The organism is Pseudomonas sp. GM60 (assembly GCF_000282415.1).
Taxonomy (GTDB): Bacteria; Pseudomonadota; Gammaproteobacteria; order Pseudomonadales; family Pseudomonadaceae; genus Aquipseudomonas; species Aquipseudomonas migulae.
This window is the reverse complement of record NZ_AKJI01000020.1, coordinates 1-26,913: the sequence shown is the minus strand read 5'-3', so window position 1 is coordinate 26,913 and position 26,913 is coordinate 1. Positions and strand designations below refer to the sequence as shown.

Here is a 26,913-nt window from a genome sequence, read left to right as displayed (position 1 = left end):
AGCGCTGAAGCGCTGTCGAACTAGCGCAAACACGCGAAACGGCCACAGAGCCGAACGCCTGCCGTTCAAAACATCTGCCCTATTTCAAACTTTGAGGTGACCTATGTCGCATCAACAGGATAGTCACGTCTCGTTAACGCGTATCGAGACCTTTGGTGTCGAACGCATTCCGGACAAAGACCGGTGTGCGTCGCCGTTCGACCTCTTCCGAATGATATTCGGGGGAGCCAATACATTTGCCACCTGCATGCTGGGAGCGTTCCCCGTACTGTTCGGTTTGTCATTCTGGGCCGGTGTGGCCTCGATTGTCCTCGGCGTGGTGCTCGGCTCGATCATTCTTGCGCCAGTGTCGCTGCTGGGGCCGATCAACGGGACAAACAACGCGGTTTCGTCCGGTGCGCATTTTGGTGTGCATGGGCGCATCGTCGGCTCCTTCCTGGCGTTGCTGGTGGCCATCGCGTTTTTCTCCATCGGTGTGTGGAGCGCGGGCGACGCACTGCAAGGTGCGCTGCATCGCTTGATCGGTTTGCCGCAAAGCAATCTGTCCCTGGCGTTGATCTACGGATTCTTCGCTTTCCTGGTGCTGGTGATCTGCATCTATGGCTTCCAGTTCATGCTGTGGGTCAACAAGATCGCGGTGTGGAGCGCGAGCATCCTGTTCTTCGTCGGCATCTTTGCGTTCAAGGACACCTTTGATGCGGACTTCGCCGGCACGGTGTCGCTGGCCAGTCCCGACACCTTCTGGCCCGCCTTTATCGGCTCTACGCTTTTGGCGATGAGCAACCCGATTTCCTTCGGGGCGTCGATTGGCGACTGGGCACGCTACATTCCTGCGAGCACCCCCAAGTATCGGGTCATCGGCGCGACCATCCTGGCGCAACTGGCAACCCTCTCGCCCTTCCTGTTCGGCCTCGCGACCGCGTGCATCGTCGCTCAGCACGCGCCGCAGTACATGGCCGACAACAACTACGTCGGTGGCCTGCTGGCGATCTCGCCCGGCTGGTATTTCATTCCGTTGGCGCTCATCGCTTTTATCGGCGGTTTCTCCACGGGCACCGCGTCGCTCTACGGCGTGGGCCTGGACATGTCGAGCCTGGCAACGAACCTCTTCACCCGCGCCAAGGCCACCCTGGTCATCGGCCTGGTGGCGGTAGCGTTCATTTTCGTCGGTCGCTTCGGCTTCAACCTGGTGCAAAGCGTCTCCACCTTCACGGTGCTGATCGTGACCTGCACCACGCCATGGATGGTTGTGCTGGGCCTCGGGCTGATCTTCCGTCGCGGCTTCTATCACGCCGATGACCTGCAAGTGTTCACACGTCGCTTGAAAGGCGGCGCGTACTGGTTCGAGCACGGCTGGAACTGGCGCGGGCTGGGGGCGTGGATTCCCAGCGCCGTCATCGGCCTGTGCTTCGTCAACATTCCCGGGCAGTTCGTCGGCCCTCTGGCTTATCTGGTCGGCGGCGTCGACATCAGCCTTGTGGTCTCGCTGCTCCTTGCGGCCGTTCTCTACTGGACCCTGCTGATGCTCTTTCCGGAACCGCAAAACGTCTACGGCCCGAACGGCCCCTTCGCGTTGCCCCGGCCACCCACCCTGACGCCGGACGAAGAAAAAATGCTGGCTGGAAGGCTCGGCCACTGATCCCGAGGGGCGCGGGCCTGCCCCTATGGCCGCCCGCGCCATGAGCCAACAATTTGTAAATTTCTGGAGTGATGCAATGACTACTTGTGCCGAATACCTGGTCAATCAGCTGGAACACTGGGGCGTGGATACCGTCTTCGGTATTCCCGGCGTACACACCATCGGGCTTTATCGTGGGCTGCCGAAAAGCTCGATTCGTCATGTGACACCCCGTCACGAACAAGGCATCGGCTTCATGGCCGATGGTTATGCCCGCGTGACCGGCAAACCGGGCGTGTGCTTCTGCATCACCGGTCCTGGCATGACCAACATCGCCACGGCGCTGGGCCAGGCCTATGGGGACTCTATTCCGATCCTGGTGGTTTCCAGTGTCAACGAACGGGCGCGCCTGGGCCTGGGCAACGGCTTCATTCACGAATTGCCCAGCCAGCGCAATCTGATTGCTGGCGTGACCGCGTTCAGCCACACGGTCCTGAGCCTCGAACAATTGCCACAGGTGTTGCTGCGCGCCTTCAGCCTGTTCAAGGGTGGGCGTCCTCAACCGGTTCATATTGAAATCCCTCTGGACTTGATCGAAAGCAATGCCGATCACTTGCCTTTGCTGGACCTGCCCGTTCAAGGTCGGATCGCTCCCGATCCTGACGCCGTGAGTGCCGCTGTCGCGCTGCTTGAAAATGCCCAACGCCCTCTGCTGTTGATCGGCGGCGGATGCCAGTCCGCCTATGAGGAAGTGCGGGCGCTGGCCGGCGCACTCGATGCGCCAACGGCGTGCACCATCAACGCCAAGGGCATTCTTCCTCCGGGGCATCCCCTGGCGGTTGGCAGCAACCAGTCGCTGGTGCCTGTGCGCAAACTGGCGGCGGATGCAGATGTCGTGCTGGCGATTGGCACTGAACTGGCTGAAACCGACTATGACGTCGTGTTCAACAGCGGTTTCAAACTGAATGGAAGGCTGATTCGCATCGACATCGATCCGAGCCAGCTCACCCGTAACTTCGTGCCCGACGTTGCTATCACGGCTGACGCCGGCCTGGCGATACGTGCGTTACTCGAACGCCTTCCCGGCAAGCCAACCACACCGCAAAGCATCGGCGCTCAACGCGCGGCGACTGTCCGTGAGGAAATCGCCCAAGAGCTTCAAGGCTGGCGCGATTACTCGCGGCTGTTCGACACCCTCACTGACGCACTGCCAGACGCCCGCTACGTCGGCGACTCCACCCAGACGGTGTACACCGGTAATCATTTGGTCGAGCTCGACGGTCCGCGTCGCTGGTTCAACTCATCCACCGGCTACGGCACCCTCGGTTATGGGCTGCCCGCCGCCATCGGCGCGAAAATCGCCGATCCCCTCAGCACGGTTGTCTGCCTGATTGGCGATGGCGGCTTGCAGTTCACCCTGGGCGAGATGAGCAGTGCCGTCGAGGCAAACGCCCCGATCATTGTTGTGCTCTGGAACAACAGCGGCTACGGCGAAATCAAGACCGCCATGATCAAACGCGATGTGGAACCCCTGGGGGTCGACATCTACACACCGGACTTCATCAAGATCGCTGAAGGCTTTGGCTGGAACAGCCTGCGAGCCGTCGATCACCAGGATCTGCACGCACGGTTGCTGCAAGCCCGAGACAGCGCCCTGCCCACACTGATTGAAATTCGCGAAGCCGCGCCCTTCATTTCGGCCCCCTGAGGGCGGCCGTTCATGAACAGTTCCATTGACTGAATACCCGGAGTACCCGATGTCCCTGAGTGACTGGCAACACAAAGCCGCAGTGCTGAAAATGGAAGGCCGTGCGTTCATCGACGGTCGTTATTGTGCGGCTGCAAACGGTGAAACTTTCCCCTGCTACAGCCCGATCGATGGACGCTTGCTGACGCCTGTCGCCAGCTGTGATGCAGATGACGCAAACCTGGCTGTGGCCTGCGCCCGACGCGCTTTTGATTCCGGCGTATGGAGCCAGCTCGCCCCTGCGCAGCGTAAGGACGTATTGCTGCGTTTCGCTCGACTGATCGAACAGAACACCGAAGAACTCGCCCTGCTCGAGACGCTGGACATGGGCAAGCCCATCAGCGATTCGCTGACACTGGATGTCCCGGGATCGGCGGAGTGCATGGCCTGGACAGCCGAAGCCATCGACAAACTGTATGGAGAAATCGCCCCGGTTCCCGCCAACCAGGTCGGTCTGATTACTCGGGAAGCGGCCGGTGTCGTCGCGGCCATCGTGCCGTGGAATTTCCCACTGCAAATGGCCTGCTGGAAGATCGCACCGGCACTGGCGATGGGGAACTCCGTGATCCTCAAGCCTTCGGAAAAGTCACCGCTGACTGCCATCCGGATTGCCTCGCTGGCCAAGGAAGCCGGTGTTCCCGACGGTGTGTTCAACGTGCTACCCGGCTTCGGGCACAGCGTGGGTAACGCACTGGCGTTGCACGCAGACATTGATGTGCTCGCGTTTACCGGGTCGACCGCCATCGCAAAAAAACTATTGGTGGCGTCCGGTCAGTCAAACATGAAGCGGGTCTGGCTGGAGGCCGGCGGAAAAAGCCCTCACATCGTGTTTGAAGATGCCGATCTGGACCGCGCGGCAGAAGCCGTGGCCGCCGGAATCGCCTTCAACCAAGGCGAAGTCTGTACGGCTGGCTCCCGCTTGCTGGTCCACGCGTCCATTCAAAAAACGCTGCTCGATAAAGTCCGGCTTGAGTTGCAACGCTGGCAGCCGGGCAACCCGCTGGATCCTGCCACGCGACTGGGCGCCATCGTCGACCGCCAGCAACTGGACAAAGTGCTCGAATACGTCGAGATCGCCAAACGCGAAGGCGCGGTGTTGTGTGAAGGCGGACAGCAGGTACTGGAGCAAAGCGGTGGCACTTACCTGACACCCACCATTTTCGATGGTGTGAACAGCGCGATGAGAATCGCCCGGGAGGAAGTCTTCGGCCCTGTGCTCAGCGTGCTCACGTTCGCCGACGAAGGCGAAGCCATCGTCATTGCCAACGACACGGAATACGGCCTCGCCGCAGGACTGTGGACCCGCGACCTGGGACGCGCTCATCGCGTTTCCCGGGCACTGCGCGCCGGTAGCGTGTGGGTCAATCAATACGATGCCGGAGACATGACCGCGCCCTTCGGCGGCTTCAAGCAGTCGGGAAATGGCCGAGACAAATCCCTGCATGCCTTCGACAAGTACAGCGAGATCAAAGCGACCTGGATCAACCTGATCTGAGGCGCCGGCATCATCTTGGGATACACACCTGGGAGAAGAAAATGAAAACAATAAGAAAACCCGCAACGCCCCTGCGTCCCTCAACGGACGCGGGAGCTTTTACTGCCCCGACCTCGACTCGAAAAACGCTCACAGCCTGTGATGCGCTTTCTTTCTTCGTACCCCCTTTTATCGGAGCATCCAACATGACACTCAATACTCGCATTGTTCATTCCGGCCTGATCGCGGTTTCAATGATGTTTGCCGCTGGGGCCATGGCCGCCGTCACTCAAGAACCCGGGAACCTGAAGGTGGGCATGGAAATCACCTACCCGCCCTTCGAGTCCTACGATGCCAATAACAATATCGTGGGCGCCGATCCCGAGTTGATTACCGCCATCGCGAAAAACATGGGGCTCACCAGCAGCTTCCTGGACACCAAATTTCCGACCCTGATCATGGGTTTGAAGTCCGGAAAATATGATGTCGTCATCTCCGGCATGTACATCACGCCTGAACGCCAAGCGCAGGCACAGACCATCGCTTACGCGCAGTCGGGGGCTTCGGTGCTGATGCCGACAGGCAGCAAGCTCGACGCGAGTTCACCCGAATCCTTGTGCGGTTTGAAACTGGGCCTGCTGCAAGCCAGCTCGTGGGTGCCCAAATTCCGCCAGCTCTCTACCGAGTATTGCGAGCCCAACGGCAAGGGCGCCATTACCGTCAATGAGTACCCCTCGACCCCTGAGGTGACCCAGGCACTGTTGTCCAACAACGTTCAGGCTCAGGTCGAAATCGGTGCGGCAGCGGACATGATCGTCCAGCGTGCAAACGGCCGGGTGATGATTGCCTCCAGCAAACAGATCTATCCGCAGATCCTCGGCATCTATGTGAAAACCGGCAACGAAGAAACCTACCAGGCCTTGCTCAAAGGATTTGAAAAGACCAAGGCCAGCGGTGAATACGCGGCGATCCTGAAGAAATACAACCTGGAAGAAGTCACTCAATAAATCCCGCTGATCGATTTCAAGCCGCTTGCCATGCAAGCGGCCACTCGAGGTTCATATGCAATTTGACTGGGTTTACTTCATCTCGTTGTTTTCCATGCCTGCGTTCTGGAAGGCCTGTCTGGTCGTCATCGAACTCAGTGCACTGACGTGGGTCCTGGGGTTGGTGATCGGCTTTTTCCTGGCGTCGGCCAAGTTGTCCAGCCGCCGCGCCCTGAGCATTCCGGCCGCGAGCTACATCTGGCTGTTCCGCAGCATTCCGTTATTGGTCCTTGTGGTGTTCGTCTACAACATCCCGCAGATGTTTCCGTCTGCCAGCGTGGTTCTGCAGAACCCCTTCTACTCTGGCCTGATTGCCTTGGTGGTGACGGAGTCCGCCTACATGGCCGAAATTCACCGTGGCGGTTTGCTTTCCGTGCTCAAGGGGCAAAAAGAAGCCGGTCGCGCGCTGGGCATCGGGATGACCGGCATCGAGCGACTGATCGTCATTCCTCAGGCATTCAGAATTTCACTGCCGACGCTGATCAACGAATACATCACGGTTGTGAAGCTGACCTCGCTGGTTTCGGTGATTTCCCTCACTGAAATCCTGACTGTGGGTCAGCGCCTCTACGCGCAGAACTTTCTGGTCATGGAAACCCTGGCTGCCGTGGCCGTTTACTACGTACTGGTCGTCACCGTATTTGGCTGGCTGCTGCAATGGCTGGAACGCTCGCTGGACCTCAACAAGCGCAAACCTCAAACCCTGAATGAAACGGCATTGACTGCGCTTCGCGATACGCTGGGTGCCCAGCCTGCCAAACGCCGTGAGGCTTCTTCCGACGCCACGCAAGACCCACTGCAACTGCGCAACATCCACAAATGCTACGGCGATCATCAGGTTCTGAAAGGCATCGATCTGACCATCAGTACCGGCCAGGTTGTGTCGATCATCGGGCCGTCGGGTTCGGGCAAAACGTCGCTTATTCGCACCATCAACGGGCTGGAAACCATTGATGAGGGAGCGATCGAACTCTATGGGCAAGCGTTCATCAGTCACACCGATGCGCCGAACACCGCTCGAATTCGCCGAGGCGTTCGCCGGATCGGCATGGTGTTTCAGAGCTTCAACCTGTTTCCGCATCGGACCATCCTGGACAACGTCACCCTCGCACCTCGCTACCACGGGCTGAACAAAACGCTGAGTAACGAACGCGCCCACCGTCTTCTCGACAAAGTAGGCCTGCTGGCTCATGCGGAGAAATACCCGCATCAGCTTTCCGGTGGTCAGCAACAGCGCGTGGCTATTGCCCGTGCGTTGGCCATGGAGCCGGATATCATGTTGTTCGACGAGCCGACGTCAGCACTCGATCCGGAGTTGGTCGGCGACGTGCTGAACGTCATACGCGACTTGGCCAATGAAGGCATGACCATGGTGATCGTCACCCATGAAATGGACTTCGCCATGTCGATTTCCGACCGCGTCGTCTTCATGGAGAATGGGATCATCCAACTGGATGCCGCACCCGAAGCCATACGCTGCAACGCTGAAGCGGAACGCGTGCGACGGTTCATGGGGATCAGCACCCGACCGACGAATCTGCCGGCAGCGGTGGGTCATGCATGAGCATCGCTCGCCCCTGCTCCATACCTTTCTTTGAGTCATCGTCAGGAGAATATTTATGAACCTTGGTATTGCGGGGCGTTGGGCCCTGGTATGCGCGGCCAGCAAAGGCCTGGGCAAAGCCTGCGCCCAGGCATTGGTCAGCGAAGGCGTGAACGTCGTGATCACCGCCCGAGGTGAACAGATGCTCCATGAAACCGCCGATCAGCTCAGAGCGCTCAATCCCCAAGTGACTGTCATTGCCGTTGCCGGAGACATCTCTACGCCGGCAGGTCGAGCGGCCGCCCTGGCGGCCCATGAGCATTTCGATATTCTGATCAACAATGCAGGCGGGCCACCTCCCGGAGACTTCCGAGAATGGAACCGCGAGGCATGGCTCAAGGCACTGGATGCCAACATGCTCACCCCGATCGAGCTGATCAAAGCCACGGTGGACGGCATGGCCGAACGTGGCTTCGGCCGGATCGTCAACATCACCTCAAGCGCGGTCAAATCGCCCATCGAAAGCCTGGGTTTGTCGAACGGTGCACGCAGTGGCCTGACAGGATTCATCGCCGGGCTTGCACGGCAGGACAACATTGCCAGCCGCAACGTCACGATCAATAACCTGCAACCCGGCTCATTCGACACCGATCGGCTGCGTGACAACCTGGTCGCCGCTGCCGAAGAGATGGGGCAAGACAGTGAAGCGTTCCTCGCCGACTGTCGCAGCGAAATCCCGGTGAAACGCTTTGGCTCGCCCGAGGAATTCGGTGCGCTTTGCGCATTCGTTTGCAGCCGCCACGCAGGCTACCTGACCGGGCAGAATCTGCTGATCGATGGCGGCGCGATTCGCTCAAGTCAGTAGGTCTGCCGCTGCGCATCGCTCCTCGAGCAAACGCACGAACATGGTCAGGCTTTGCGACACCGTGCCCCGGCGCCACACCAGCCAGGTTCGCAAATAGCGAAAGGACTCAGACAACGGCCACACACTCACGGTGGTGCAGCCCGGCATGCTTTCGAGCATGCTGCGCGGCATCAGCGCCAGGCCAGCACCGGAGCTGACACAGGCCAGCATGCCGTGATAGGACTCCATTTCGAAAATCTTGCCGGGTACTGCGGCGTCCTTGGCGAACCAGCTTTCAAAGTGGTGGCGATAAGAGCAATTGGAACGAAAGGCGTAGATGTTTTCGCCGTTCACGTCTTGCGCGCGGTGGATCGGGGCATGGTTGAGCGGCGCGATCAGCACCATCTCTTCCTCGAAGGCCGGCACGCCCTCCAGTGCAGGGTGCAACACCGGACCGTCGACAAACGCAGCGGCCAATCGACCCGAGAGCACGCCGTCAATCATGGTTCCGGAAGGTCCCGTGGACAAGGCCAGCTCGACTTTGGCGTGCTTCTGGTTATAGGCGGCCAACAGCTCAGGAATGCGCACCGCCGCCGTGCTCTCCAGCGACCCCAGGGGAAACGATCCTTGCGGCTCTTCCCCGGCAACCGTCGCGCGGGCCTCCTGGACCAGATCGAGGATGCGTCGGGCATAGTCGAGAAAACTCCAACCGGCCGGCGACAGCCGCAGGCGGCTTTTCTCGCGGATAAACAGGTCCACGCCCAGATCCTGCTCCAGTTGCTTGATCCGCGTCGTCAGGTTCGACGGCACCCGATGGATATGCTGAGCGGCCACGCTGATGCTGCCGTGCTCGGCGACAGCTTTGAAAATTTCGAGCTGAACCAGATCCAAGTCATTCTCCAAACGTGAACGGTACGATCAGTATTATTCAGTTTCCAGAAAACAAATGCCACCGTAGTCTGAACCCATCCCCACCCCGCAGGACGGTGCCATGACCAATGTTTCCAGCCTCACCCATGCCATTTCGATCAACCCCGCCAACGGCGAGCAGATCGGCCACTACCCTTTTGAATCCGATGCGGCGCTGCAATCCGCACTGTCACGCGCTGCGGCCGGGTTTCGTGTCTGGCGCGGCACACCGGTGGCGCAACGCGCGCAACGGCTGATCGCCCTGGCCAGCGTCTTGCGCAACAACGCAGAAGCGATGGCAACCATGATCACCCTGGAGATGGGAAAGCCGATCAGTCAGGCCCGTGGCGAAATCGAAAAGTGTGCGCAGCTCTGCGAATGGTACGCCGAGCACGGCCCGGCCATGCTCAACGCTGAACCGACACTGGTTGAGGGCGGGAAAGCGCGCATTGAATACCGCCCGCTCGGCCCGATTCTCGCGGTGATGCCGTGGAACTTCCCGATCTGGCAGGTACTACGTGGCGCCGTTCCGGTACTGCTCGCCGGCAACACCTACGTGCTCAAACACGCACCAAACGTGATGGGCAGCGCCTACCTGTTGCTGGATGCCTTCAAGCAAGCCGAATTCCCTGAAGGGGTTTTCGAAGTCATCAACGTCACGCCGGACGGCGTTTCCACGGCGATCAAAGATTCACGCATTGCAGCGGTGACCCTCACCGGCAGCGTGCGGGCCGGCATGGCCATCGGCGCGCAGGCCGGTGCAGCGTTGAAAAAATGTGTATTGGAGCTCGGTGGTTCCGACCCTTTTATCGTGCTCAACGATGCCGACCTCGACGATGCGGTGAAAGCCGCCGTCATTGGCCGTTATCAAAACACCGGGCAAGTCTGCGCAGCGGCCAAACGCCTGATTGTCGAGCAAGGCATCGTCGAGGAGTTCACACGCAAGTTCGTCGAAGCCACGCGCAAACTGGTAGTCGGTGATCCACTCGCCGCCACCACGTACGTCGGCCCGATGGCCCGCTTTGATCTGCGTGATGAACTGGATCAACAAGTGCGCGATACCCTGGAAGAAGGCGCGACATTGTTGCTGGGTGGCAAGAAAGCAGAAGGCCCCGGCAACTTCTACGAGCCAACGGTTTTCGCTGATGTCACCGACCAGATGACCTCGTTCAAGCAGGAACTGTTTGGCCCGGTCGCGTCGATCATCACCGCACGCGATGCCGCCCACGCGCTGGAACTGGCAAATGACAGTGAATTCGGCCTCGCTGCGACTATCTACACCGGCAACGTAGAACGTGCCCAACAGATGGCCGGCGAACTGGAAACCGGTGGCGTGTTCATCAACGGTTACTGCGCCTCCGATCCGCGCGTCACCTTCGGCGGCGTGAAGAAGAGCGGTTTTGGTCGCGAGCTTTCACACTTCGGCGTGCGGGAATTCTGCAACGCGCAGACGGTGTGGCTGGATCGTCACTAAGTGCAGGGATATTCGCTTGAACTGATACAGGTTGTTCATTGCCCCCGCTCGCCCTGCACGAGCGGTCAGGCAATACTCGTTTAATCACCTGAAAGCCGGGTTACTTGAAAACGGGCACGCTGGCTGACCCGTTCGGCTTTTTCAGGTATTCACGCAGCCGTGCACCGATCTCGGCAATTTTCGCCTCCCCCGCCCGCAAGGCTTGCGGGTTGGTATGCACCGAATAACTTCCCAGCGCGAGATCATAAGGATGTGGCTGCGCGGAGCCGATCACGAAGACCGTATCCTTGTGCATGGCCTTGAGCGTAACGGTGCCGCTACCGGGTTCGAAGACGACCATTTCTCCCGCCATGACCATCTCCGGAGCGCAAAGCGATCCGCGACTGACACTCAACCACAACGACTCATGACCCGTGGGCGGCACATAACTCCAGGATTCTCCGACAGGTAGCGTGACCAGCAGGTAGTTCATGCCGGCGGGAGCGCGAACCGGGCTTTGGACACCCTGGTATGCACCTAGAATCACACGCGCCGGTCCCACTTCTGGCATTACGCCTGACTCCAGGTATTGGCTATCGACACTGGCGTTTTCCAGCGCCGGCGGGAGTGCGACCCACAGTTGAAAACCCTGAATGCGCTTCGATGTACCTACCGACATTTCCTTGCCATGCCAGACCCCGCCACCCGCGCGCATCCATTCGACACCGCCATAGTCAATCATCCCCGAACCCGAATCCGCCTCCTCAAAACGCAAATTCCCTTCGGTAATGACTGTGACCGTGGCGATGCCCGAATGCGGATGCATCTGCATGCCGTTGATGAACGAGCTCTCGCCTTCAAACAGGTCAAGGAACACAAAAGGCTTGAGCAGTTGGCCGAGGTCTGAGGGGCTCATCAACCGGACAATCGCGCCATGCCCATTGCCGGTGGTGCGGTAGCGGATGGCCCGCTGGGTAACGGTTTCTTGTGTAGCGAACTGAGGCTGTTGCTTGAAGGACATCTTGATGACTCGAAGTTGGCAGCCTTTCGGCCCGATGCTCCAGACAATAGGCCCGGAACGATTACTTGATAAGCCGGTACAATTGGATTGCACTCGTCCACCAGCATCAGGAATGACTCGCCATGCTCGACCTCAATGACATCGCCATGTTTGTGCAGGTAGTACGTTGCGGCAGCTTTGCAGAAGCCGCGCGACAGCTGGGCATGCCCCCCAATACCGTGAGTCGGCGCATCCAGCAGCTCGAAACGCAGCTCGGCACTCGGCTGATGCAGCGCTCCACTCGCAAGCTCACGCTCACCAGTGCCGGCCTTGGCTTTCATGAGCGTTGCGTGGGCGCCGTCGAGGGCCTGCTCGAAGCGGGACAGGCGTTGATGACGGGCAGTCACGAACCCAGTGGTCGGGTGCGCGTGGCGGCCCCGGCCGACTTTTTCGACTTTTTTCAGATGCAATGGGTGACGGAGTTTCTGACCGCGCATCCGCGCGTGCGACTCGACTTCGTGCTCAGCGACGCGAAGGCCGACTTGATCGCCGAGCAGATCGACGTCGCCTTTCGCGGCGGCCCCTTGCGCGATTCAGGCTATGTCGGTCGTCAGATCCTTGACCCGCGCAGCGTCGGGATGGTCGCCAGCCCCGCCTACCTCGCGGCGCGGGGGGCACCCCGCACGCTGCAAGACCTGATAAACCACGATTGTGTGATCTCGGCGCATCCAGGCGGCCATGCCACTTGGCGCTTGGTCGGCCCGAACGGTGAGGAAGAAGTGCAAGTGACCGGACGCTTCAGCGGCAATACCGCCCAGGCACTGCGCAAGGCCGCCATCGCGGGCCTCGGCATCGCGCTGCTGCCGCCGGTGATGGCCAAGCTTGAAGTGGAGGCCGGCGCACTGGTCCCGGTGCTGCCTCAATACCAGCCCAACGGTTACGGCCTGAACGTGTTGTATCCGAGCCGCCGACAGTTGCCGCTGGCGGTATCAGCGTTCATCGAGTTGGTCATCCGGAAGATGAATGCGGCCGACTCTTCGCTTGTGCATCAGTAACGGCCCCCATTGCGGGCAACCCGTCACGGCGGTGCCAGGCCTCTACACCTCGCGATAAAGAATCATGCCCGCGTGGTACAGAATCCCGTCGCGGAACTCGCCATCAGCCGTGAACCCGGTGTCATCGACATACTCGATGTGGTCACCTTCCAGCCAATACCGCCCCTGGTAGGCACTCGCCTTCCGGCCCCGGGCTTCATCGTACCGGCCACCCGGCAAGAGCTCATGGCGGATGAGCCCGTCTGCCGTGACCCACATACCGACATACTTGTCCTGATCAGCGGATTTTTTTACCGTCATGTTCAACTCCTCTGTTCAGAACGCGCTGGCGGTCGGGCGGACAATCAGCTCACTGACGTCCACATAGGCAGGCTGTTCGATGGCGTAAGCGATAGCGTCTCGCTGCCAGTCCAGATTAGGGATAACGGTGGGCAGCCAGTTAGTCAGATCCTTCTGACAACTTGCCTGATCCTGTCGGGATAACGGGCTGCGACTTACCGGTTCAACGACGGCGAGCGTCGAGGCTGAAGCGACCGGCACCGAAGGCCACGACCTGCAACAGGCCACCGGCCATCGCGATGTTCTTGAAGAAGTGGATGAACTGGTTTTGATCGCCCAGTGCGTTATGGAAAGCCAGTGCGGTAAATACGCTGAACACGGCCAGTACAGCGGCAACGGTGCGAGTGCGGTAACCGGCGATCAGTGCCAGGCCACCACCGACTTCGACAATGATCGCCAACGCCAGCGCCAGTTCCGGAAGCGGAAGACCCACGGAGCTGATGTAGCCGACCATCATCGCGGGAGCGGCCAGTTTCGAAAAACCGGAGAGAATGAAGATTGCGCTGAGCAGTACGCGACCGATCAACGAAGCCGAGGCTTGGGTCACGTCGCGGCGGCTCTGTTCAGAGCCGGTGGAATGAGCGATGTTTGCAGAAGTAGTCATGAGGTATTTCCTTCAAAGTTTGTGCGACTCGCCATGAATCGCTGCTGTGAAGAAATTTTGCGTCTTGCCCTCTCCTCTGAATAGCCGACTAATTTAGATCATTAGATTCGAATAAATAGGCAAGTAATTCACCCCATCAACAGGGAGTTCAATCGTGCAAATCGTTGAGCGAACCTCTGCAACAGGCCTGGAATCGCACATTCGCGGTCAGCGTCTGGCCGCCTCCGAGGATGTTTTTTCCAACGATGTGCTGGTGCAGATCTTTACCCGGGAAAGGATCGAACAGAGCTTTGTCGTTCCCGCCGTGGCTGAACCGCTGATTGTCTGGGTGCTGTGCGGGAGCGCCACCATTGAAGAACGGGAGCCCGGCAAAGAGTGGCTGGCGAGTGAGGTGACAAAGGGTGATTTTTTCCTGACCACCAGTGCTGTGCCCTACGAAATGCGCTGGCACGTGAACAGTGCGGAGCCCTTCGTGGTGATGCACATTTACCTCGGTCTGCCATTGCTTGAACGTGCAATCCAGGAAACCCACAAAGAGGTCACCGGTGCGATTTGCCTGCGGGAAATATCCGGCGGTCGAGATGAAGCGCTGTCAGTGCTGTTCGAACAATTCAGAGTTGAACTGACTACCCAGGGAGAATCCAGCCCCCTGCTGATGCAAGGCATCGCCCAGTGCATCGCGGTGCATCTGGCGCGCCGGTACCTTGATACGCAAGCGGACAACATCGTGCAGCGCAACGCCCTGCCGGCCTTCAAGCTCAAGCGTGTGCTGAACGCGATGGAGAGGTCATTGAGTGAGGCGTTTTGTCTGGGTGACCTGGCCGACGAAGCCGGCATGAGCGAGTACCACTTCAGTCGCCTGTTCAAACGCGCCACGGGGCTTTCACCCTCGCGCTACTTCATCAGGTTGAGAATGACCAAAGCCAGGCAGCTGCTGATTGAAACCGACATGAGCATCATCGATGCCGGACTGGAAGTCGGGTACAGCAGCGCCAGCCATTTCTCTCAAGCGTTCAAACGGGAAGTCGGCGTCCTGCCCAGCCACTACCGCAAATGAAAAACGCGGCACGGCGTGCACCGTGCCGCAGGTACAACCGCCCCATCAACCGCCCACGGGAATGCTCATGCCGCCATCGGCCATGACCACCGAGCCGACAATGAAACTGGCGCGCTCGGAGGCCAGGAATGCCACGATTTCGGCGATCTCCCCGGGGGAAGCGGCACGGCCAATGGGGGCGGATTTCCCGTGCTCTTGCAGGAAGCCCGGGCCGTCTTCCATGAAGTGATTGAGCAGATTGGTGACCACGTCACCCACGCCAATCGCGTTGACCCGGATTCCGTGTTCTATCGCCTCCAGCGCCTGGGTCCGGGTCAACTGCGCCAGTGCCCCTTTCGACGCGGTGTAGGCCGCGATACCGGGGAAGGCAAAGTAAGAGGCATAGGAGGCAATGTTGACGATAGCGCCTGACTTTTTCTTCATCATTTCTTTCGCCGCTTCGCGGGAATGGAGAAATGCACCCGTCACGTTTGTCTCCATCTGCCAGCTCCAGTCCTCGCGGGTCATCTCGACCAGAGGCTTGTAGATGATCCGTCCCGCATTATTGACCAGCACATCGAGCTTGCCGAAGTGTTGAACGGCCAGTGCAACAGCCTGTTCAGCCGAGCCATCGACCGTGATATCCGCCACCAAAGGCACCAGCCCCGGGCGCTCAAGAGCATTCACTTCAGGGTTGATGTCTTCGGCTATGATCTTGGCGCCACGGGCATGAAACAGCTCGGCGATGGCACGGCCGATACCGCTGGCGGCGCCCGTCACAATCACGACTTTGCCGGCGATCTCGTTGGGGGTAGGAATGAAATCAGTCATCTTGTTTCTCCTGTTAAGAGCGCAGCTGAGTAATTCCAGCCGCTGCGCATACGCCTGAACGTATGGGGGTGTCGCAATCGACGACTCAACTGTCGCCGATTGCGACCCGCCACTCTTTAGGAGCCTTGCTCACCCTGTCGGGGCTTTGCGCTTATCTGTCTGGCGTTTCAGTTTCCCTGAGGGTCGGGTTGAAACCGCAAGCCGGACAGGCAATTCAGGCTGATGAAACGGTTAGCAATACCGGGATAATATTGGCCATTACGTTCGAGGAAACAGGCATGATTTCTGATCCCGGAACACCGACACTGGATCAACTGCGCGTGTTCCTGACGGTCGTTGAAGTTGGCAGTTTTGCAGCGGCTGCCAGAAAGCTGCATCGAGCCACTTCGGTCATCAGCTACTCGATTGCCAACCTGGAAATGCAGCTCGGCGTGTCGCTGTTCGACCGTCAGACGACACGCAAGCCGCAGCTCACCGACGCCGGCCGCACCGTTCTGGCCGAAGCCCGGACCATCGCCAATGGCATTCACGGTTTACGCGCCAAAGTGAAAGGGCTGCTTCAGGGGCTTGAAGCCGAAGTCCACGTGGTGCTCGATGTGATGCTTCCCCCGGAGCGCGTGGTCGACGCACTCAAATCCTTTCGCGAAGAATTTCCTACGGTTGCCCTGCACTTGCATATGGAAGCGCTCGGCGCCGTCACGGAACTGGTGATCAACCGTGGTGCAATCGTCGGCGTCAGTGGGCCGATGAACGAAGGCATCGACGGTATCGAAAGAATTGGCGTCGGCAGCGTGGAGTTGATTCCGGTGGCAGCCCCGAATCATCCACTGGCTTCAAGCGACTCGAATGTGCCCGGTGCCGGGCGAGAGTTCACGCAACTGGTGCTGTCCGATCGCTCGCTTCTGACCAAAGGCAAGGATTTCGCCGTGCTCAGTAACCGCACCTGGCGCCTGGCGGACCTGGGTGCCAAGCACATGCTGCTGCGTGAAGGCATCGGTTGGGGGAACATGCCGTTGCCGATGGTCCAGGAAGATCTGGAGAGCGGCCGGCTCGTGCAATTGAACATACCGGAATACAAAAGCGGCCAATATACCTTCGACGTCATCTACCGTACGGATCTGCCACCGGGCCCTGCGGCAAGGTGGTTGATCGACCGGTTCGTACAACAAGGCTCGGTGCTGGATAGCGCCGCTTGAGGACGATTTCGCCCTGCCTGCATCAGCTCTCGAACGGGTGCTGGCAGGGCTGCGTGAAACCATTTCCCATGACGACTACTTGCTCGCTGCGGCAAGCGCCATCTTCGACGGCCTGCTCGACGAATTTGTGAAAGAGGAACAACCCGATGAGTAAGGTTTCCACATTGGACGTTGACGAGAATCTGTCGAGGCCCCAGCCGGTCGGTTTGCGTGAGGCGTTCTGGTTCTGGCTAAAGCTCGGCTTCATCAGTTTTGGCGGGCCGGCAGGACAGATCTCGATCATGCACCAGGAGTTGGTAGAACGGCGGCGCTGGATTTCGGAACGGAGATTTTTGCATGCCCTCAACTACTGCATGTTGCTGCCCGGGCCTGAGGCTCAGCAGTTGGCGACCTACATTGGCTGGCTGATGCATCGGACATGGGGAGGAGTCATTGCAGGTGCACTGTTTGTGTTGCCCTCGCTGTTCATCCTGATTGCGTTGTCGTGGATGTACATCGCGTTCGGCGAAATACCCGTGGTGGCCGGGCTCTTCTATGGGATAAAGCCCGCCGTGACGGCCATCGTGGTGCAAGCGGCACACAGGATCGGCTCTCGGGCACTGAAGAACAATTGGCTGTGGGCGATAGCGGCGGCGTCATTTACCGCGATCTTCGCATTCAACGTTCCATTCCCGCTGATCGTGCTGAGCGCCGCTTTGATCGGCTATGTCGGAGGGCGTCTGGCGCCCGAGAAGTTCAGGACCGGGGGCCATGGTTCCGCCAAAAAATCCTTCGGGCCAGCCTTGATCGATGACGACACCCCCTCCCCTGAGCATGCCCGCTTTAACTGGCTGAAACTGGCGTCGCTCGCATTTATCGGCGCCGCGCTCTGGGCATTGCCGATGGGCATCTTGACCCTCCTCTTCGGCTGGGAAGGCACCTTGACTCAAATGAGCTGGTTCTTTACCAAAGCCGCGTTGCTGACCTTTGGCGGTGCGTATGCCGTGCTTCCGTATGTCTACCAGGGCGCGGTCGGACACTATGGCTGGCTGACCCCGACACAGATGATCGACGGGCTGGCACTGGGGGAAACCACGCCGGGGCCGCTGATCATGGTCGTGGCCTTCGTCGGCTTTGTCGGCGCCTATGTCTCGCAAGTGTTCGGAGCCGATCAGGTGTTTCTGGCCGGTGCCGTGGCGGCCTCGCTGGTGACCTGGTTCACCTTCCTGCCCTCGTTCCTGTTCATCCTCGCGGGTGGCCCGCTGGTGGAGTCGACCCACAACGAACTCAAGTTCACGGCACCGCTTACCGCCATAACAGCCGCCGTGGTTGGAGTGATCCTCAATCTGGCGTGTTTCTTCGGCTATCACGTGCTTTGGCCAACAGGCTTCAGCGGCAACCTGGACTGGCCCTCCGCGCTGATCGCGATCGCCGCGGCGGTTGCCTTGTTCCGCTTCAAGCGGGGTGTCATTCAGGTGTTGATGGCCTGCGCGCTCGTCGGTTTGACCGTGCATCTGTTGCGTTAGCCTGGTGCAAGGAATGCGAGGGTGAATCGCATAAATGGCCTTCACCCACGCCCTGAACAGACTAAACCCGAAATTGCTGCATCAGCCCCTGCTGATGGTTGGCCAGGCGGTTCAGCGCCTGGCTCACCTGGGCCGATTCCTCGGCCTGCCCCGAAAGGGATTCGGTGACATCGCGGATGGTCGCCACGTTGGTATTGATCTCTTCGGCCACGGCGCTCTGCTCCTCGGCGGCGCTGGCAATCTGCAGGTTCATGTCGGAGATGACCGATACCGATTCGCCGATTCGACGCAAGGCGGCGACCGCCTGTTCGACGTGTACGACGCTGCCCTGTGCTTGCTGGTAGCTGCTGTTCATTGAACTGGCGACCTCGCGGGTCCCCTTCTGCAAACCTTCGATGACCTGACGGATTTCCTCCACCGAGTCCTGGGTCCTCTTGGCCAGGTTGCGCACCTCGTCGGCAACCACCGCAAAGCCGCGCCCGGCTTCACCGGCACGCGCAGCTTCGATGGCGGCATTGAGGGCGAGCAAGTTGGTCTGCTCGGCGATGCTGCGGATCACCTCCAGCACCAACCCAATCTGTTCACTGTTGGCCGCCAGGCCTTCGACCTGCGCCATGGCACTGCTCATGTCGCGAGCCAGGGCATCGATGGCGCTGGTGGTGTGGCCGATGATGCCGAGGCCCTCGCGGGTGGCGAGATCGGCACCACGCGCCGCTTCAGCGGCCTGCGCCGCGCTGCGGGCGACATCCTGGGCGGTGGCGCTCATCTCGTTGGAGGCCGTGGCCACCTGGTCCACTTCGCGATATTGCTGCTGCATGCCGGAGCTGGTCTGGCTGGCGATCGCCGCAGACTGATCGGCGGTGCTGCGGGCGTCCTGCACCGAGCGTTTCACGTCGGCAATCACCGGTTGCAGCTTGTCGAGGAAGCGGTTGAACCAGCCGGCCAGTTCGCCCAACTCGTCCTTGCGCGAGTAGTCGAGGCGACGGGTCAGGTCGCCTTCACCGCTGGCGATGTCCTTGAGCATGCTGGCGACCCCAAGGATCGGTCGGGTCACGCCGCGCGCGGTCAGCCACACCAGGAGCAGACCGGCGATGGCGGCGGCTATCCCGAGCAGCAGCTCCAGCCAGGTTCCCTGGGTGTTGCGCACGTCCAGATCGTTCTGCAAGGCCATGGCCGGCGCCAGCAGGGTCGTCATGGGTACGTCCAGCAACACGGCCCAGGGCTTGGCATCTGGAATGGGTTGCAGCGGTGCCAGCACCTGCAAATGGTCGTTCGTCTGCTGTTCATGTCCTTGCCCCTGGCGTTGCAAGTCCAGCAGCTCGGCCGCTTCGCCCGGGTAGGCCTTGGACAGGTTCTGGCCGAGCAGGCCGGCGTCCACACTGTGACCGGCCAGCAAGCCGGCCGGGCTGAGGATACTGATGGCGCCCTGCCCCTGATAAAGGCCCCGACTGCCCGCCGTCGCCAACTGCTGAAGATTGCTCAGGCTGATGTCCATGCCGACCACCGCGATCATGCGACCGTTCTCGATCACCGGAAAGGTCAAGGTGGTGATCAGCGTCTTCTGCCCCGAGGCGTCATCGAAGTAGGGATTCAACAAGCAGGGCTCAAGGCTTTGCTTGGGGCAGTTGAACCAGGTATTGAAAGGGCTGCCGTCGAGCATGGGCGTGGCGTCGCTGATCATGTCTTCGGTCACCGCCAGGGTGTTCAGGCTAGCGCCGCGCTGTGCCCAGTAAGTGGCAAAGCGGCCTTGTTCGTTACTGCCCGTTTCGGCACGGCCGGCAAAGGCGGAATCGTCGCCGCCCAGCGCATCCGGTTCGAAAACCAGGTAGAGGCTGAGCAGTTGCGGGTTGGCCTGCAACGCCTCTTTGATCTGCTGGTTGAGCGAATCACGCAGGGCCTGACCGTCCAGATTCAGTTTCTGCGCCTGGCGACGCTGGCGCATTACTTCGCGGGATAAGTTCAGACCATCCTGATAGGCCGACATGAAGTAACGCTGGATGGTCAACGCCTGAACCTTGCCCTCCCCTTGCATGCGTTCGCGGGCCGATGCTTCGAGCATCTGCGCACTGCTCGCCTTGACCAGCGTGGTCCCGGCCCCCATGCGGTAGAGCGAGATGCCGATGAGCATGGCAACGATAGCCAGCAGACAGAGGCCGGTCAGCAGGGTGATCTTCCACTGGATGGAAAGTCGGTCAAGAGGCATTGAAGCAGTCCTTGTGCGGAGATACTGGTTGAGGTCCGACGATGCGCGCATTGACGGCGGAACCCGACGGCAACGTGGATCGGGTCAGCTCAGCAAGCAGTACTGGCCCCCTGACATCAATCACCAGCACTTTTCACGCCAAAGACATAAACACCTTAAATTACAATTACTTAATAAGAAAACTGGAACCTCCTCGCGGCAGACATAGGGCCCCTGTGTAAAATTTTGCGACAGACTATCTCTACTTGAATCACTACCTGAGCGGCCTCCACATGCGCGATCTGGCTGCTAATCGCTTGAGCACCGAGTCGAGATCTGCAAACCCTGAGCAGCCCCCAATGCTGATCAATCACATGGGAACGGCGATGAGTAATATCGCCGTCCCGTGTGCAGCGGTGGCGGCGATCACGCCGTAGCGCATGCGGACGAAAGCACAGACCAGCCCCTCCAGCAACGTGAACAGTAGAATCGGCCAGCCAATCCGGGTGACGCTCAGTGCCAGAAACGAATGGCAGGCCGAGAACGCGACAGCGCTGATCAAGGCGGCTCGTATCGCAGAGGTGTGGTGTTCGAGGTGACCTTGCAGGAACCCGCGAAACAGCACTTCCTCCAACGCATTCCCGCCGTAGGCCAGCACGACCATGCCCATCAACCAGGGCCAGTAACCGGCTACTTCGCCTACACCGATGCCTTGATAGAGCTGCAGCGGAACGCCGATCGCACACCCGGCCGCAACACCCAGCGCAAGCCCTGCGGCCAGATTGCCTTTCCTCCAGATGACGAGTTGCCAAAGCTGCGGGGCGATCCTTGCCAGCACGGCCACGATCGCCAGCGACAGCGCACCCAGCACGGCCAGGACAAACGGATTCGCAACAAAGCCGATCTGCACATCGCCACTCAGGGACCATAAACGCAGCGGTGTCATCACATCGCGCATCAGGACGAAGGTCAGCAGCAGGATCGCAATGCGCAAACCGGGTTGCGTCTTCGGCGTCAGCCAGAACCAGAGAGCACAGAGGCTAAAACCGGGCAGCAGATAAGTGCCGTAATCGATCAGTAGCGAAAGTCCCTCTTCAATCATGTGTCTGTCCGTTGGCGTCGAGGCGAGTGCCGGGTTATAGCATCCACTTCAGGAAAATGTGAGTGGCAATCCAGGGAGACGCCGCGGCCACGCCCAATCCGAACACCAGGAAAGCGGACAGATAAACCGCAAAAAACCGAATCAGCGCCCGCCTCGACATCACCCGCCTCCAGAAACATTGAAATGCTCAAACCGGCTTAATGGCTTGGACGTGCGGCCATTTGCACAGTTCAATGTTCCGCGAGGCCGTGCAAACAGCAGAAGCACCGATCAAGCAGCGATTGGAGACGGTGTCGGGGGTGGATATTCAACTGAAGGGGGACGTGGCGGGTTTTGCGATTGATCGGCAGATCAGCGGGGCTTGCGCGAGTGATGTGCTGAAATCGCTGTGTGACAACTATCGGGACAAGCTTGTATGCCGCAATGAACCGGGGCGAACCCTCATCGAACGTAAACCCTGAAAATTACTGCGCAAAACAATGTGGGAGCTAGCCTGCTGGCGATGGCGGACTGTCAATCAACAGTGATGTTGAATGTTCAGCCGCCATCGCCAGCAGGCTAGCTCCCACAGGGATTGCTGTTAAACCGACAACCGGGTCAACAGCACTTTGGCCCGGCCTTGCTTCCGTAACGCGCTTCCTGGCGTTCCCGGAAGAACACCTCGTAACTCATCACCGGTTTGTCCGGATGTTTGGTCTGCATATGCTCGACGTAAGTATCGTAGTCGGGCATGCCGACCATCAGGCGCGCGGCCTGACCGAGGTATTTACCGAGGCGACTCAGGTCATTGAACATGCTGCACTCCTCGATCACGCATTCGGCAGGGCCTGGAATGGCGCTTCTTTATCCGTGCGCTCCTTGGTTCCCCACGCGGCAATGCCGACCTTGAGGGCAAAGAACAGGATGCTGAACACCACCAACAGGAACAGCGCGGTCAACGTCGCGTTGGTGTAGGCGTTGTAGATCACGTGCTGCATCTGCTCGATGCTCTTGGCCGGCGCGAGTACCTGACCGTTGGCCAAGGCATCGCTGTACTTCTTGGCCAGCGCGAGGAAGCCGATGGCCGGGTTGGCGTCGAACAGCTTGATGAAACCGGCGGTGGTGGTGCAGATCAGCAGCCATACCGCTGGCAGCATGGTCACCCAGACGTAACGCTGGCGCTTCATTTTGATCAGCACAACCGTCGCCAACATCAGCGCGATACCGGCCAGCATCTGGTTGGAGATACCGAACAGCGGCCACAAGGTGTTGATGCCACCCAGTGGATCGATCACGCCTTGGTAGAGCAAGTAACCCCACATCGCCACACAACCGGCGGTGGCGATCAGGTTGGCGGTCCACGATTCGGTGCGTTTCAGTGCCGGCACGAAGGAACCGAGCAAATCCTGGAGCATGAAGCGACCGGCACGGGTACCGGCATCGACTGCGGTCAGGATGAACAGCGCTTCAAACAGGATCGCAAAGTGGTACCAGAACGCCATGGTGTTTTCACCCGGCAGGACGTGGTGCAGGATCTGCGCGATACCGACCGCCAGGGTCGGTGCACCGCCGGCACGGGCCAGGATGGTGGTTTCACCGATGTCCTTGGCCACCGCTTGCAGCGCTTCCGGGGTAATGGCAAAGCCCCAGCTGCTGACAGTCTGCGCAACCGAAACAGCATCCGCGCCGACAATCGCCGCTGGGCTGTTCATGGCGAAGTACACGCCCGGATCGATCACCGATGCCGCAACCATGGCCATGATGGCGACGAAGGATTCCATCAGCATGCCGCCGTAACCGATGTAGCGGGCATGACCTTCACTGGCGAGCAGCTTCGGCGTGGTGCCGGAAGCGATCAGCGAGTGGAAACCCGATACCGCGCCACAGGCAATGGTGATGAACAGGAACGGGAACATACCGCCCTTCCACACCGGACCGGTGCCATCGATGAACTGGGTCAGTGCCGGCATTCTCAGCTCGGGCATGGTGATCAGAATGCCGATCGCCAATGCCACAATGGTGCCGATTTTCAGGAACGTGGAGAGGTAGTCACGCGGTGCCAGTATCAGCCACACCGGCAGTACCGCGGCAACGAAACCGTAGCCAATCAGCATCCAGGTGATTTGAATGCCGGTGAAGGTGAACGCCTTGGCCCACACTGGGTCAGCGGCAATCTGCCCGCCCAGCCAGATCGAGCCCAGCAGCAGGAACACGCCGATGATCGAGATTTCACCGATGCGGCCCGGACGGATGTAGCGCATGTAGATGCCCATGAACATCGCGATCGGGATGGTCGCCATCACGGTGAACATGCCCCACGGGCTTTCGGCCAGGGCTTTGACCACGATCAGCGCCAGCACCGCGAGGATGATGATCATGATCAGGAAGCAGCCGAACAGCGCGATGGTGCCGGGGATGCGGCCCATTTCTTCGCGGACCATATCGCCCAGGGAGCGACCGTTGCGGCGGGTGGACATGAACAGGACCATGAAGTCCTGAACCGCACCGGCCAGCACCACACCGGCGATCAGCCAAAGTGTGCCGGGCAGATAGCCCATCTGCGCCGCCAATACCGGACCGACCAGCGGGCCTGCGCCGGCGATGGCTGCGAAGTGGTGACCGAAGAGTACGTGCTTGTTGGTCGGAACGTAGTCCAGACCATCGTTATTGAGTACGGCGGGAGTGGCTCGATTGGGGTCCAGTTGCATCACCTTGTTGGCGATGAACAGGCTGTAGTAGCGGTATGCGACGAGGTAGATGGCGACGGCTGCGACTACGATCCAAAGGGCGTTGATCGCTTCGCCGCGGCGCAGGGCCACGACACTTAGCGCAAACGCTCCCAGAACAGCCACGGCAAACCAGGCGAGGTGTTTAGCCAGACGGGGCATAGCGTGTCTCCTGCCGACAGTTTGTGACTGCGGCGGTAATTTTTATAATTGTGTCCGCTGTGCGGAGCTGGCCCAATATCCGCGCATGCCGTCTACAAATAAATCCGCGTTACTACGTACGCGCTCTCTACGTAGTTCTACGTAGAAGCGCAAAACCTGTAGGAGCCGGCTTGCTGGCGATCCAGGCGACGCGGTGTATCAGTCACGCCGCCATCGCCAGCAAGCCGGCTCCTACAATTCGGCGTTGTCCGGTCATTCCGTCCAGCAGCGCTACTGGACGTGCGCATCTTTGGCATATGATGCCGGCCTTCGCCTAACGCCGCCCTTGTAGGAGCGAGCTTGCTCGCGATGGTCTGAAGAACAACGCGTGTATCCGGCAAACACGCGTTTTCGTGAACGACCATCGCGAGCAAGCTCGCTCCTACAAAGTTCTCAGGAGCCCAGATGCAGCTCAAACACAAAATCGTCGCGCTCGGGATTTTGCCGCTGGTGTTGGCGATCGCTGTCATCTGCGGGCTGGTGATTTCCCTGAACCGCCAGGTGGGTGATCAACAGGCGCAACTGATCGAAGACAGCATCCTGGCGAGCAAGCGCGCCGAACTGAAAAACTACGTGGAAATGGCGCAAAGCCTGATCGCGCCGCTGTACGACGACGGCCACGGTGACGAACACGCCCAGCAACGCGTGCTGGAAGAACTGCGCAAACTCAGCTTTGGCATCAATGGCTACTTCTTCGTGTACGACCGCGAAGGTCGCAGCCTGATGCACGCGCGGCAGTCGGAACTGGTCGGCCAATACCTGTGGGACATGAAGGACCCGCACGGCCTGCCGGTGATTCAGGCATTGCTCAAAAGTGCGCAATCGGGCGAAGGCTTTCAACGCTACGCCTGGAACAAGCCCTCTTCCGGCCAGGTCACCGACAAGCTCGCCTACGTGGTGATGCTGGATCACTGGGGCTGGATGCTCGGCACCGGCATATACCTTGAGGACGTCGAGCGCGCGACCCAACAGGCGCGTGACGAGGTGGCCCAGGGCATCCGCAAAACCATGCTGGCGATTGCCGCCGTGGCGCTCGTGGCGGTGCTGTTCGTGTTTGCCAGCGGCATGACGCTGAACGTCAGCGAGCACCGTCTGGCCGACAAAAAACTGCAACGCCTGACCCAGCGAATCGTCAGTTTGCAGGAGGAAGAACGCTCGCGGGTTTCCCGTGAACTGCACGACGGCATCAGTCAGGTGCTCGTCTCCATCAAGTTCCAGTTCGAACTTGCCAGCCATGTGCTGGAGAATGGACAAGACAAGGGTTTGAGTATTTTAAGAGAGGCCACGGAACGTCTCGGCGAAGCGATTGGCGAGGTGCGCAGCCTCTCCCACGACCTGCGCTCATCCTTGCTCGACACCCTGGGGCTGTCGGCGGCCATCGGTCAACTTGCCGAGGAATTCGAGCAACGCAGCGGCCTCACCGTGACCTATAACGACAACGAATTCGACTGCCATCTGGTCGATGGCGCGGCGGTTTCGTTGTTTCGCATTGTGCAGGAAGGCCTGACCAACATTGAACGCCATGCACAGGCAAAAAACGTTTCCATCAACCTGCACGGTTCTGAAGAATCCATCCGGCTGACGGTGATCGATGACGGTATCGGCTTCAACGTCGCCCAGGTCGAACGTGGCCATGCCGGCATCGGCCTGCGTAATATCCGTGAACGTGTCGAGCACTTTGGCGGCCGGTTCGAGCTGATCTCGGTGCCGGGAAGAAGTGAGCTGGACGTGCTGCTGCCCATGAAAATGCCCGGCGCAAAACGCTGATCAGACAACAAGAGTGAATGCCCGTGATTAACCTGCCCTCCCCGATCCGCGTCGCCCTGGTCGACGATCACTCCCTGGTTCGCGACGGGATCAAGGCGCTGCTGTCCGTCATGGCCCCGCTGGAAGTGGTGGGTGAAGCCGAGAATGGCGCGGACGCCATCGAGATGGTCGGACGCTGCCAGCCTGACCTGTTGCTGGTCGACATCAGCCTCAAGGACATGAACGGGCTGGAGCTGACCCGGTTGCTGCGCAGCCAGTACCCGTCGCTCAAAGTGCTGGTGCTGAGCATGTACGACAATTATGAATACGTGAGCGAGTCCGTGCGTTCGGGTGCCAGCGGCTATGTGCTGAAGAACGCGCCGTCACGGGAAATCATCGCCGCCATCGAAGCCATTGCCAGCGGCGGCACGTTCTACAGCGCGGAAATTGCCCAGCGGCTCATTGCTGACAAAAGTACCGACAATGAGCTGACGCCGCGTGAAAGCCAGGTGTTGTACAAAATGGCCCAGGGGATGAACAACAAGGAAATGGCCCGCGACCTCGACATCAGCGTGCGCACGGTTGAAACCCATCGCCTGAGCATCCGCCGCAAACTCAACATCGACAAACCGGCGGCGCTGGTCAAGTACGCTATCGACCACGGGATCATTTCCCCATAAGCCAGCTGAACACTACCCCCTGTAGGAGCCGGCTTGCCGGCGATGGCGTCCTCAAGATCGCCATCGCCAGCAAGCTGGCTCCTACAGGGGGGGGCGT

23 protein-coding genes and 3 pseudogenes are annotated in these 26,913 nt (G+C 59.7%); 15 read left to right on the top strand and 11 right to left on the bottom strand.

The window, feature by feature from the left end; genetic code table 11:
• The first annotated feature begins 103 nt into the window (after positions 1 to 103).
• The 6 genes from PMI32_RS26560 to PMI32_RS26585 all read left to right on the top strand — a co-directional run bounded on the left by PMI32_RS26560 (position 104) and on the right by PMI32_RS26585 (position 8,293).
• Complete coding sequence (locus tag PMI32_RS26560; RefSeq protein WP_008024754.1) at positions 104 to 1,639, top strand: purine-cytosine permease family protein; 1,536 nt, start codon at positions 104 to 106, stop codon at positions 1,637 to 1,639.
• Positions 1,640 to 1,715: 76 nt separating this feature from the next.
• The gene (locus PMI32_RS26565; RefSeq protein ID WP_008024753.1) at positions 1,716 to 3,326 is read left to right on the top strand and encodes a 5-guanidino-2-oxopentanoate decarboxylase; all 1,611 of its coding nucleotides are present in this window, start codon (positions 1,716 to 1,718) and stop codon (positions 3,324 to 3,326) included.
• 49 nt (positions 3,327 to 3,375) lie between these two features.
• Entirely contained in the window at positions 3,376 to 4,860 is a 1,485-nt protein-coding gene (locus PMI32_RS26570) for an aldehyde dehydrogenase (protein WP_008024751.1), read from the top strand.
• Between the two features lie 185 nt (positions 4,861 to 5,045).
• On the top strand, positions 5,046 to 5,846 hold the full coding sequence (locus PMI32_RS26575; protein ID WP_008024749.1) for a transporter substrate-binding domain-containing protein: 801 nt from the start codon (positions 5,046 to 5,048) through the stop codon (positions 5,844 to 5,846).
• A gap of 55 nt (positions 5,847 to 5,901) precedes the next feature.
• Positions 5,902 to 7,449 carry an amino acid ABC transporter permease/ATP-binding protein gene (locus PMI32_RS26580; protein ID WP_008024746.1) on the top strand — a complete coding sequence of 516 codons (1,548 nt, stop codon included), beginning with the start codon at positions 5,902 to 5,904 and terminating at the stop codon, positions 7,447 to 7,449.
• A 55-nt stretch (positions 7,450 to 7,504) separates the two neighbouring features.
• On the top strand, positions 7,505 to 8,293 hold the full coding sequence (locus PMI32_RS26585; RefSeq protein WP_008024743.1) for an SDR family oxidoreductase: 789 nt from the start codon (positions 7,505 to 7,507) through the stop codon (positions 8,291 to 8,293).
• On the opposite strand, the gene ptrR is transcribed toward PMI32_RS26585, so the two are convergent.
• Complete coding sequence (gene ptrR / locus PMI32_RS26590; protein WP_008024741.1) at positions 8,282 to 9,163, bottom strand: putrescine utilization regulator PtrR; 882 nt, start codon at positions 9,161 to 9,163, stop codon at positions 8,282 to 8,284. The two genes, PMI32_RS26585 and ptrR, sit on opposite strands and share 12 nt — an antisense overlap.
• A 100-nt stretch (positions 9,164 to 9,263) precedes the next feature.
• Here ptrR and PMI32_RS26595 point away from each other — a divergent pair, with 100 nt between their 5' ends.
• Positions 9,264 to 10,655, top strand: coding sequence for an aldehyde dehydrogenase family protein (locus PMI32_RS26595; protein WP_008024739.1), 1,392 nt, complete (start codon positions 9,264 to 9,266; stop codon positions 10,653 to 10,655).
• Positions 10,656 to 10,755: 100 nt separating this feature from the next.
• On the opposite strand, the gene PMI32_RS26600 is transcribed toward PMI32_RS26595, so the two are convergent.
• On the bottom strand, positions 10,756 to 11,655 hold the full coding sequence (locus PMI32_RS26600) for a pirin family protein (protein WP_008024736.1): 900 nt from the start codon (positions 11,653 to 11,655) through the stop codon (positions 10,756 to 10,758).
• A gap of 122 nt (positions 11,656 to 11,777) precedes the next feature.
• Between PMI32_RS26600 and PMI32_RS26605 the strand changes: the two genes are divergently transcribed.
• Entirely contained in the window at positions 11,778 to 12,689 is a 912-nt protein-coding gene (locus tag PMI32_RS26605; RefSeq protein ID WP_008024735.1) for a LysR family transcriptional regulator, read from the top strand.
• Between the two features lie 42 nt (positions 12,690 to 12,731).
• Here PMI32_RS26605 and PMI32_RS26610 read toward each other — a convergent pair whose 3' ends face one another.
• The 3 genes and pseudogenes from PMI32_RS26610 to PMI32_RS26615 form a co-directional block, all read right to left on the bottom strand.
• Complete coding sequence (locus PMI32_RS26610; protein ID WP_008024734.1) at positions 12,732 to 12,989, bottom strand: Atu4866 domain-containing protein; 258 nt, start codon at positions 12,987 to 12,989, stop codon at positions 12,732 to 12,734.
• Between the two features lie 15 nt (positions 12,990 to 13,004).
• A pseudogene (locus PMI32_RS30215) lies at positions 13,005 to 13,085 on the bottom strand (oxidoreductase); the annotation flags it as partial.
• Between the two features lie 106 nt (positions 13,086 to 13,191).
• Positions 13,192 to 13,632, bottom strand: coding sequence for a DoxX family protein (locus PMI32_RS26615; RefSeq protein WP_008024732.1), 441 nt, complete (start codon positions 13,630 to 13,632; stop codon positions 13,192 to 13,194).
• 154 nt (positions 13,633 to 13,786) lie between these two features.
• Here PMI32_RS26615 and PMI32_RS26620 point away from each other — a divergent pair, with 154 nt between their 5' ends.
• Entirely contained in the window at positions 13,787 to 14,689 is a 903-nt protein-coding gene (locus tag PMI32_RS26620) for a helix-turn-helix domain-containing protein (protein ID WP_008024731.1), read from the top strand.
• Positions 14,690 to 14,734: 45 nt separating this feature from the next.
• On the opposite strand, the gene PMI32_RS26625 is transcribed toward PMI32_RS26620, so the two are convergent.
• Positions 14,735 to 15,499: an SDR family NAD(P)-dependent oxidoreductase gene (locus tag PMI32_RS26625; RefSeq protein ID WP_008024728.1), complete on the bottom strand. Its 765-nt coding sequence runs from the start codon at positions 15,497 to 15,499 to the stop codon at positions 14,735 to 14,737.
• A 278-nt stretch (positions 15,500 to 15,777) separates the two neighbouring features.
• Between PMI32_RS26625 and PMI32_RS26630 the strand changes: the two genes are divergently transcribed.
• The 3 genes and pseudogenes from PMI32_RS26630 to chrA all read left to right on the top strand — a co-directional run bounded on the left by PMI32_RS26630 (position 15,778) and on the right by chrA (position 18,200).
• Complete coding sequence (locus tag PMI32_RS26630; protein WP_008024727.1) at positions 15,778 to 16,695, top strand: LysR family transcriptional regulator; 918 nt, start codon at positions 15,778 to 15,780, stop codon at positions 16,693 to 16,695.
• A gap of 19 nt (positions 16,696 to 16,714) precedes the next feature.
• Positions 16,715 to 16,849: pseudogene (locus PMI32_RS30540) on the top strand (chromate resistance protein ChrB domain-containing protein); the annotation flags it as partial.
• Entirely contained in the window at positions 16,842 to 18,200 is a 1,359-nt protein-coding gene (gene chrA, locus PMI32_RS26635; protein WP_008024725.1) for a chromate efflux transporter, read from the top strand. The pseudogene PMI32_RS30540 and the gene chrA, both read left to right, overlap by 8 nt.
• Positions 18,201 to 18,261: 61 nt before the next feature.
• Here the strand turns inward: chrA and PMI32_RS30995 are convergent, their stop codons facing one another.
• The 3 genes and pseudogenes from PMI32_RS30995 to PMI32_RS26645 form a co-directional block, all read right to left on the bottom strand.
• Positions 18,262 to 19,017 (bottom strand): methyl-accepting chemotaxis protein, encoded by a 756-nt coding sequence (locus PMI32_RS30995; RefSeq protein ID WP_411736698.1) that lies wholly within the window; start codon positions 19,015 to 19,017, stop codon positions 18,262 to 18,264.
• A 102-nt stretch (positions 19,018 to 19,119) separates the two neighbouring features.
• A pseudogene (locus PMI32_RS30990) lies at positions 19,120 to 20,142 on the bottom strand (methyl-accepting chemotaxis protein); the annotation flags it as partial.
• Between the two features lie 610 nt (positions 20,143 to 20,752).
• A complete protein-coding gene (locus PMI32_RS26645) occupies positions 20,753 to 21,484 on the bottom strand; it encodes a CPBP family intramembrane glutamic endopeptidase (RefSeq protein WP_008024720.1) in 732 nt (243 codons plus the stop codon).
• A 233-nt stretch (positions 21,485 to 21,717) separates the two neighbouring features.
• Here PMI32_RS26645 and PMI32_RS26650 point away from each other — a divergent pair, with 233 nt between their 5' ends.
• A complete protein-coding gene (locus PMI32_RS26650) occupies positions 21,718 to 21,945 on the top strand; it encodes a hypothetical protein (protein ID WP_238541013.1) in 228 nt (75 codons plus the stop codon).
• A gap of 136 nt (positions 21,946 to 22,081) precedes the next feature.
• Here PMI32_RS26650 and PMI32_RS26655 read toward each other — a convergent pair whose 3' ends face one another.
• Positions 22,082 to 22,279 (bottom strand): YbdD/YjiX family protein, encoded by a 198-nt coding sequence (locus PMI32_RS26655; protein ID WP_007900300.1) that lies wholly within the window; start codon positions 22,277 to 22,279, stop codon positions 22,082 to 22,084.
• A 14-nt stretch (positions 22,280 to 22,293) separates the two neighbouring features.
• On the bottom strand, positions 22,294 to 24,351 hold the full coding sequence (locus PMI32_RS26660) for a carbon starvation CstA family protein (RefSeq protein WP_008024713.1): 2,058 nt from the start codon (positions 24,349 to 24,351) through the stop codon (positions 22,294 to 22,296).
• Positions 24,352 to 24,795: 444 nt separating this feature from the next.
• Between PMI32_RS26660 and PMI32_RS26665 the strand changes: the two genes are divergently transcribed.
• On the top strand, positions 24,796 to 26,157 hold the full coding sequence (locus tag PMI32_RS26665) for a cache domain-containing protein (RefSeq protein WP_008024711.1): 1,362 nt from the start codon (positions 24,796 to 24,798) through the stop codon (positions 26,155 to 26,157).
• A 26-nt stretch (positions 26,158 to 26,183) separates the two neighbouring features.
• Positions 26,184 to 26,816, top strand: a complete 633-nt coding sequence (locus PMI32_RS26670) for a response regulator (protein WP_017339266.1) — start codon at positions 26,184 to 26,186, stop codon at positions 26,814 to 26,816.
• The last annotated feature ends 97 nt before the right edge of the window (positions 26,817 to 26,913 follow it).

Bases quoted from the DNA above. Each gene is read 5' to 3' on its own strand.
- PMI32_RS26565 (WP_008024753.1), top strand. From the start codon at position 1,716: ATGACTACTTGTGCCGAATACCTGGTCAATCAGCTGGAACACTGGGGC.
- PMI32_RS26605 (WP_008024735.1), top strand. From the start codon at position 11,778: ATGCTCGACCTCAATGACATCGCCATGTTTGTGCAGGTAGTACGTTGC.
- PMI32_RS26570 (WP_008024751.1), top strand. From the start codon at position 3,376: ATGTCCCTGAGTGACTGGCAACACAAAGCCGCAGTGCTGAAAATGGAA.
- PMI32_RS26630 (WP_008024727.1), top strand. From the start codon at position 15,778: ATGATTTCTGATCCCGGAACACCGACACTGGATCAACTGCGCGTGTTC.
- PMI32_RS26665 (WP_008024711.1), top strand. From the start codon at position 24,796: ATGCAGCTCAAACACAAAATCGTCGCGCTCGGGATTTTGCCGCTGGTG.
- PMI32_RS26615 (WP_008024732.1), bottom strand. From the start codon at position 13,632: ATGACTACTTCTGCAAACATCGCTCATTCCACCGGCTCTGAACAGAGC.
- PMI32_RS26580 (WP_008024746.1), top strand. From the start codon at position 5,902: ATGCAATTTGACTGGGTTTACTTCATCTCGTTGTTTTCCATGCCTGCG.
- PMI32_RS26625 (WP_008024728.1), bottom strand. From the start codon at position 15,499: ATGACTGATTTCATTCCTACCCCCAACGAGATCGCCGGCAAAGTCGTG.
- PMI32_RS26650 (WP_238541013.1), top strand. From the start codon at position 21,718: ATGTTCCGCGAGGCCGTGCAAACAGCAGAAGCACCGATCAAGCAGCGA.
- PMI32_RS26645 (WP_008024720.1), bottom strand. From the start codon at position 21,484: ATGATTGAAGAGGGACTTTCGCTACTGATCGATTACGGCACTTATCTG.
- PMI32_RS26610 (WP_008024734.1), bottom strand. From the start codon at position 12,989: ATGACGGTAAAAAAATCCGCTGATCAGGACAAGTATGTCGGTATGTGG.
- PMI32_RS26575 (WP_008024749.1), top strand. From the start codon at position 5,046: ATGACACTCAATACTCGCATTGTTCATTCCGGCCTGATCGCGGTTTCA.
- chrA (WP_008024725.1), top strand. From the start codon at position 16,842: ATGAGTAAGGTTTCCACATTGGACGTTGACGAGAATCTGTCGAGGCCC.
- PMI32_RS26600 (WP_008024736.1), bottom strand. From the start codon at position 11,655: ATGTCCTTCAAGCAACAGCCTCAGTTCGCTACACAAGAAACCGTTACC.
- PMI32_RS30995 (WP_411736698.1), bottom strand. From the start codon at position 19,017: ATGCAGCAGCAATATCGCGAAGTGGACCAGGTGGCCACGGCCTCCAAC.
- PMI32_RS26595 (WP_008024739.1), top strand. From the start codon at position 9,264: ATGACCAATGTTTCCAGCCTCACCCATGCCATTTCGATCAACCCCGCC.
- PMI32_RS26660 (WP_008024713.1), bottom strand. From the start codon at position 24,351: ATGCCCCGTCTGGCTAAACACCTCGCCTGGTTTGCCGTGGCTGTTCTG.
- PMI32_RS26560 (WP_008024754.1), top strand. From the start codon at position 104: ATGTCGCATCAACAGGATAGTCACGTCTCGTTAACGCGTATCGAGACC.
- PMI32_RS26585 (WP_008024743.1), top strand. From the start codon at position 7,505: ATGAACCTTGGTATTGCGGGGCGTTGGGCCCTGGTATGCGCGGCCAGC.
- PMI32_RS26655 (WP_007900300.1), bottom strand. From the start codon at position 22,279: ATGTTCAATGACCTGAGTCGCCTCGGTAAATACCTCGGTCAGGCCGCG.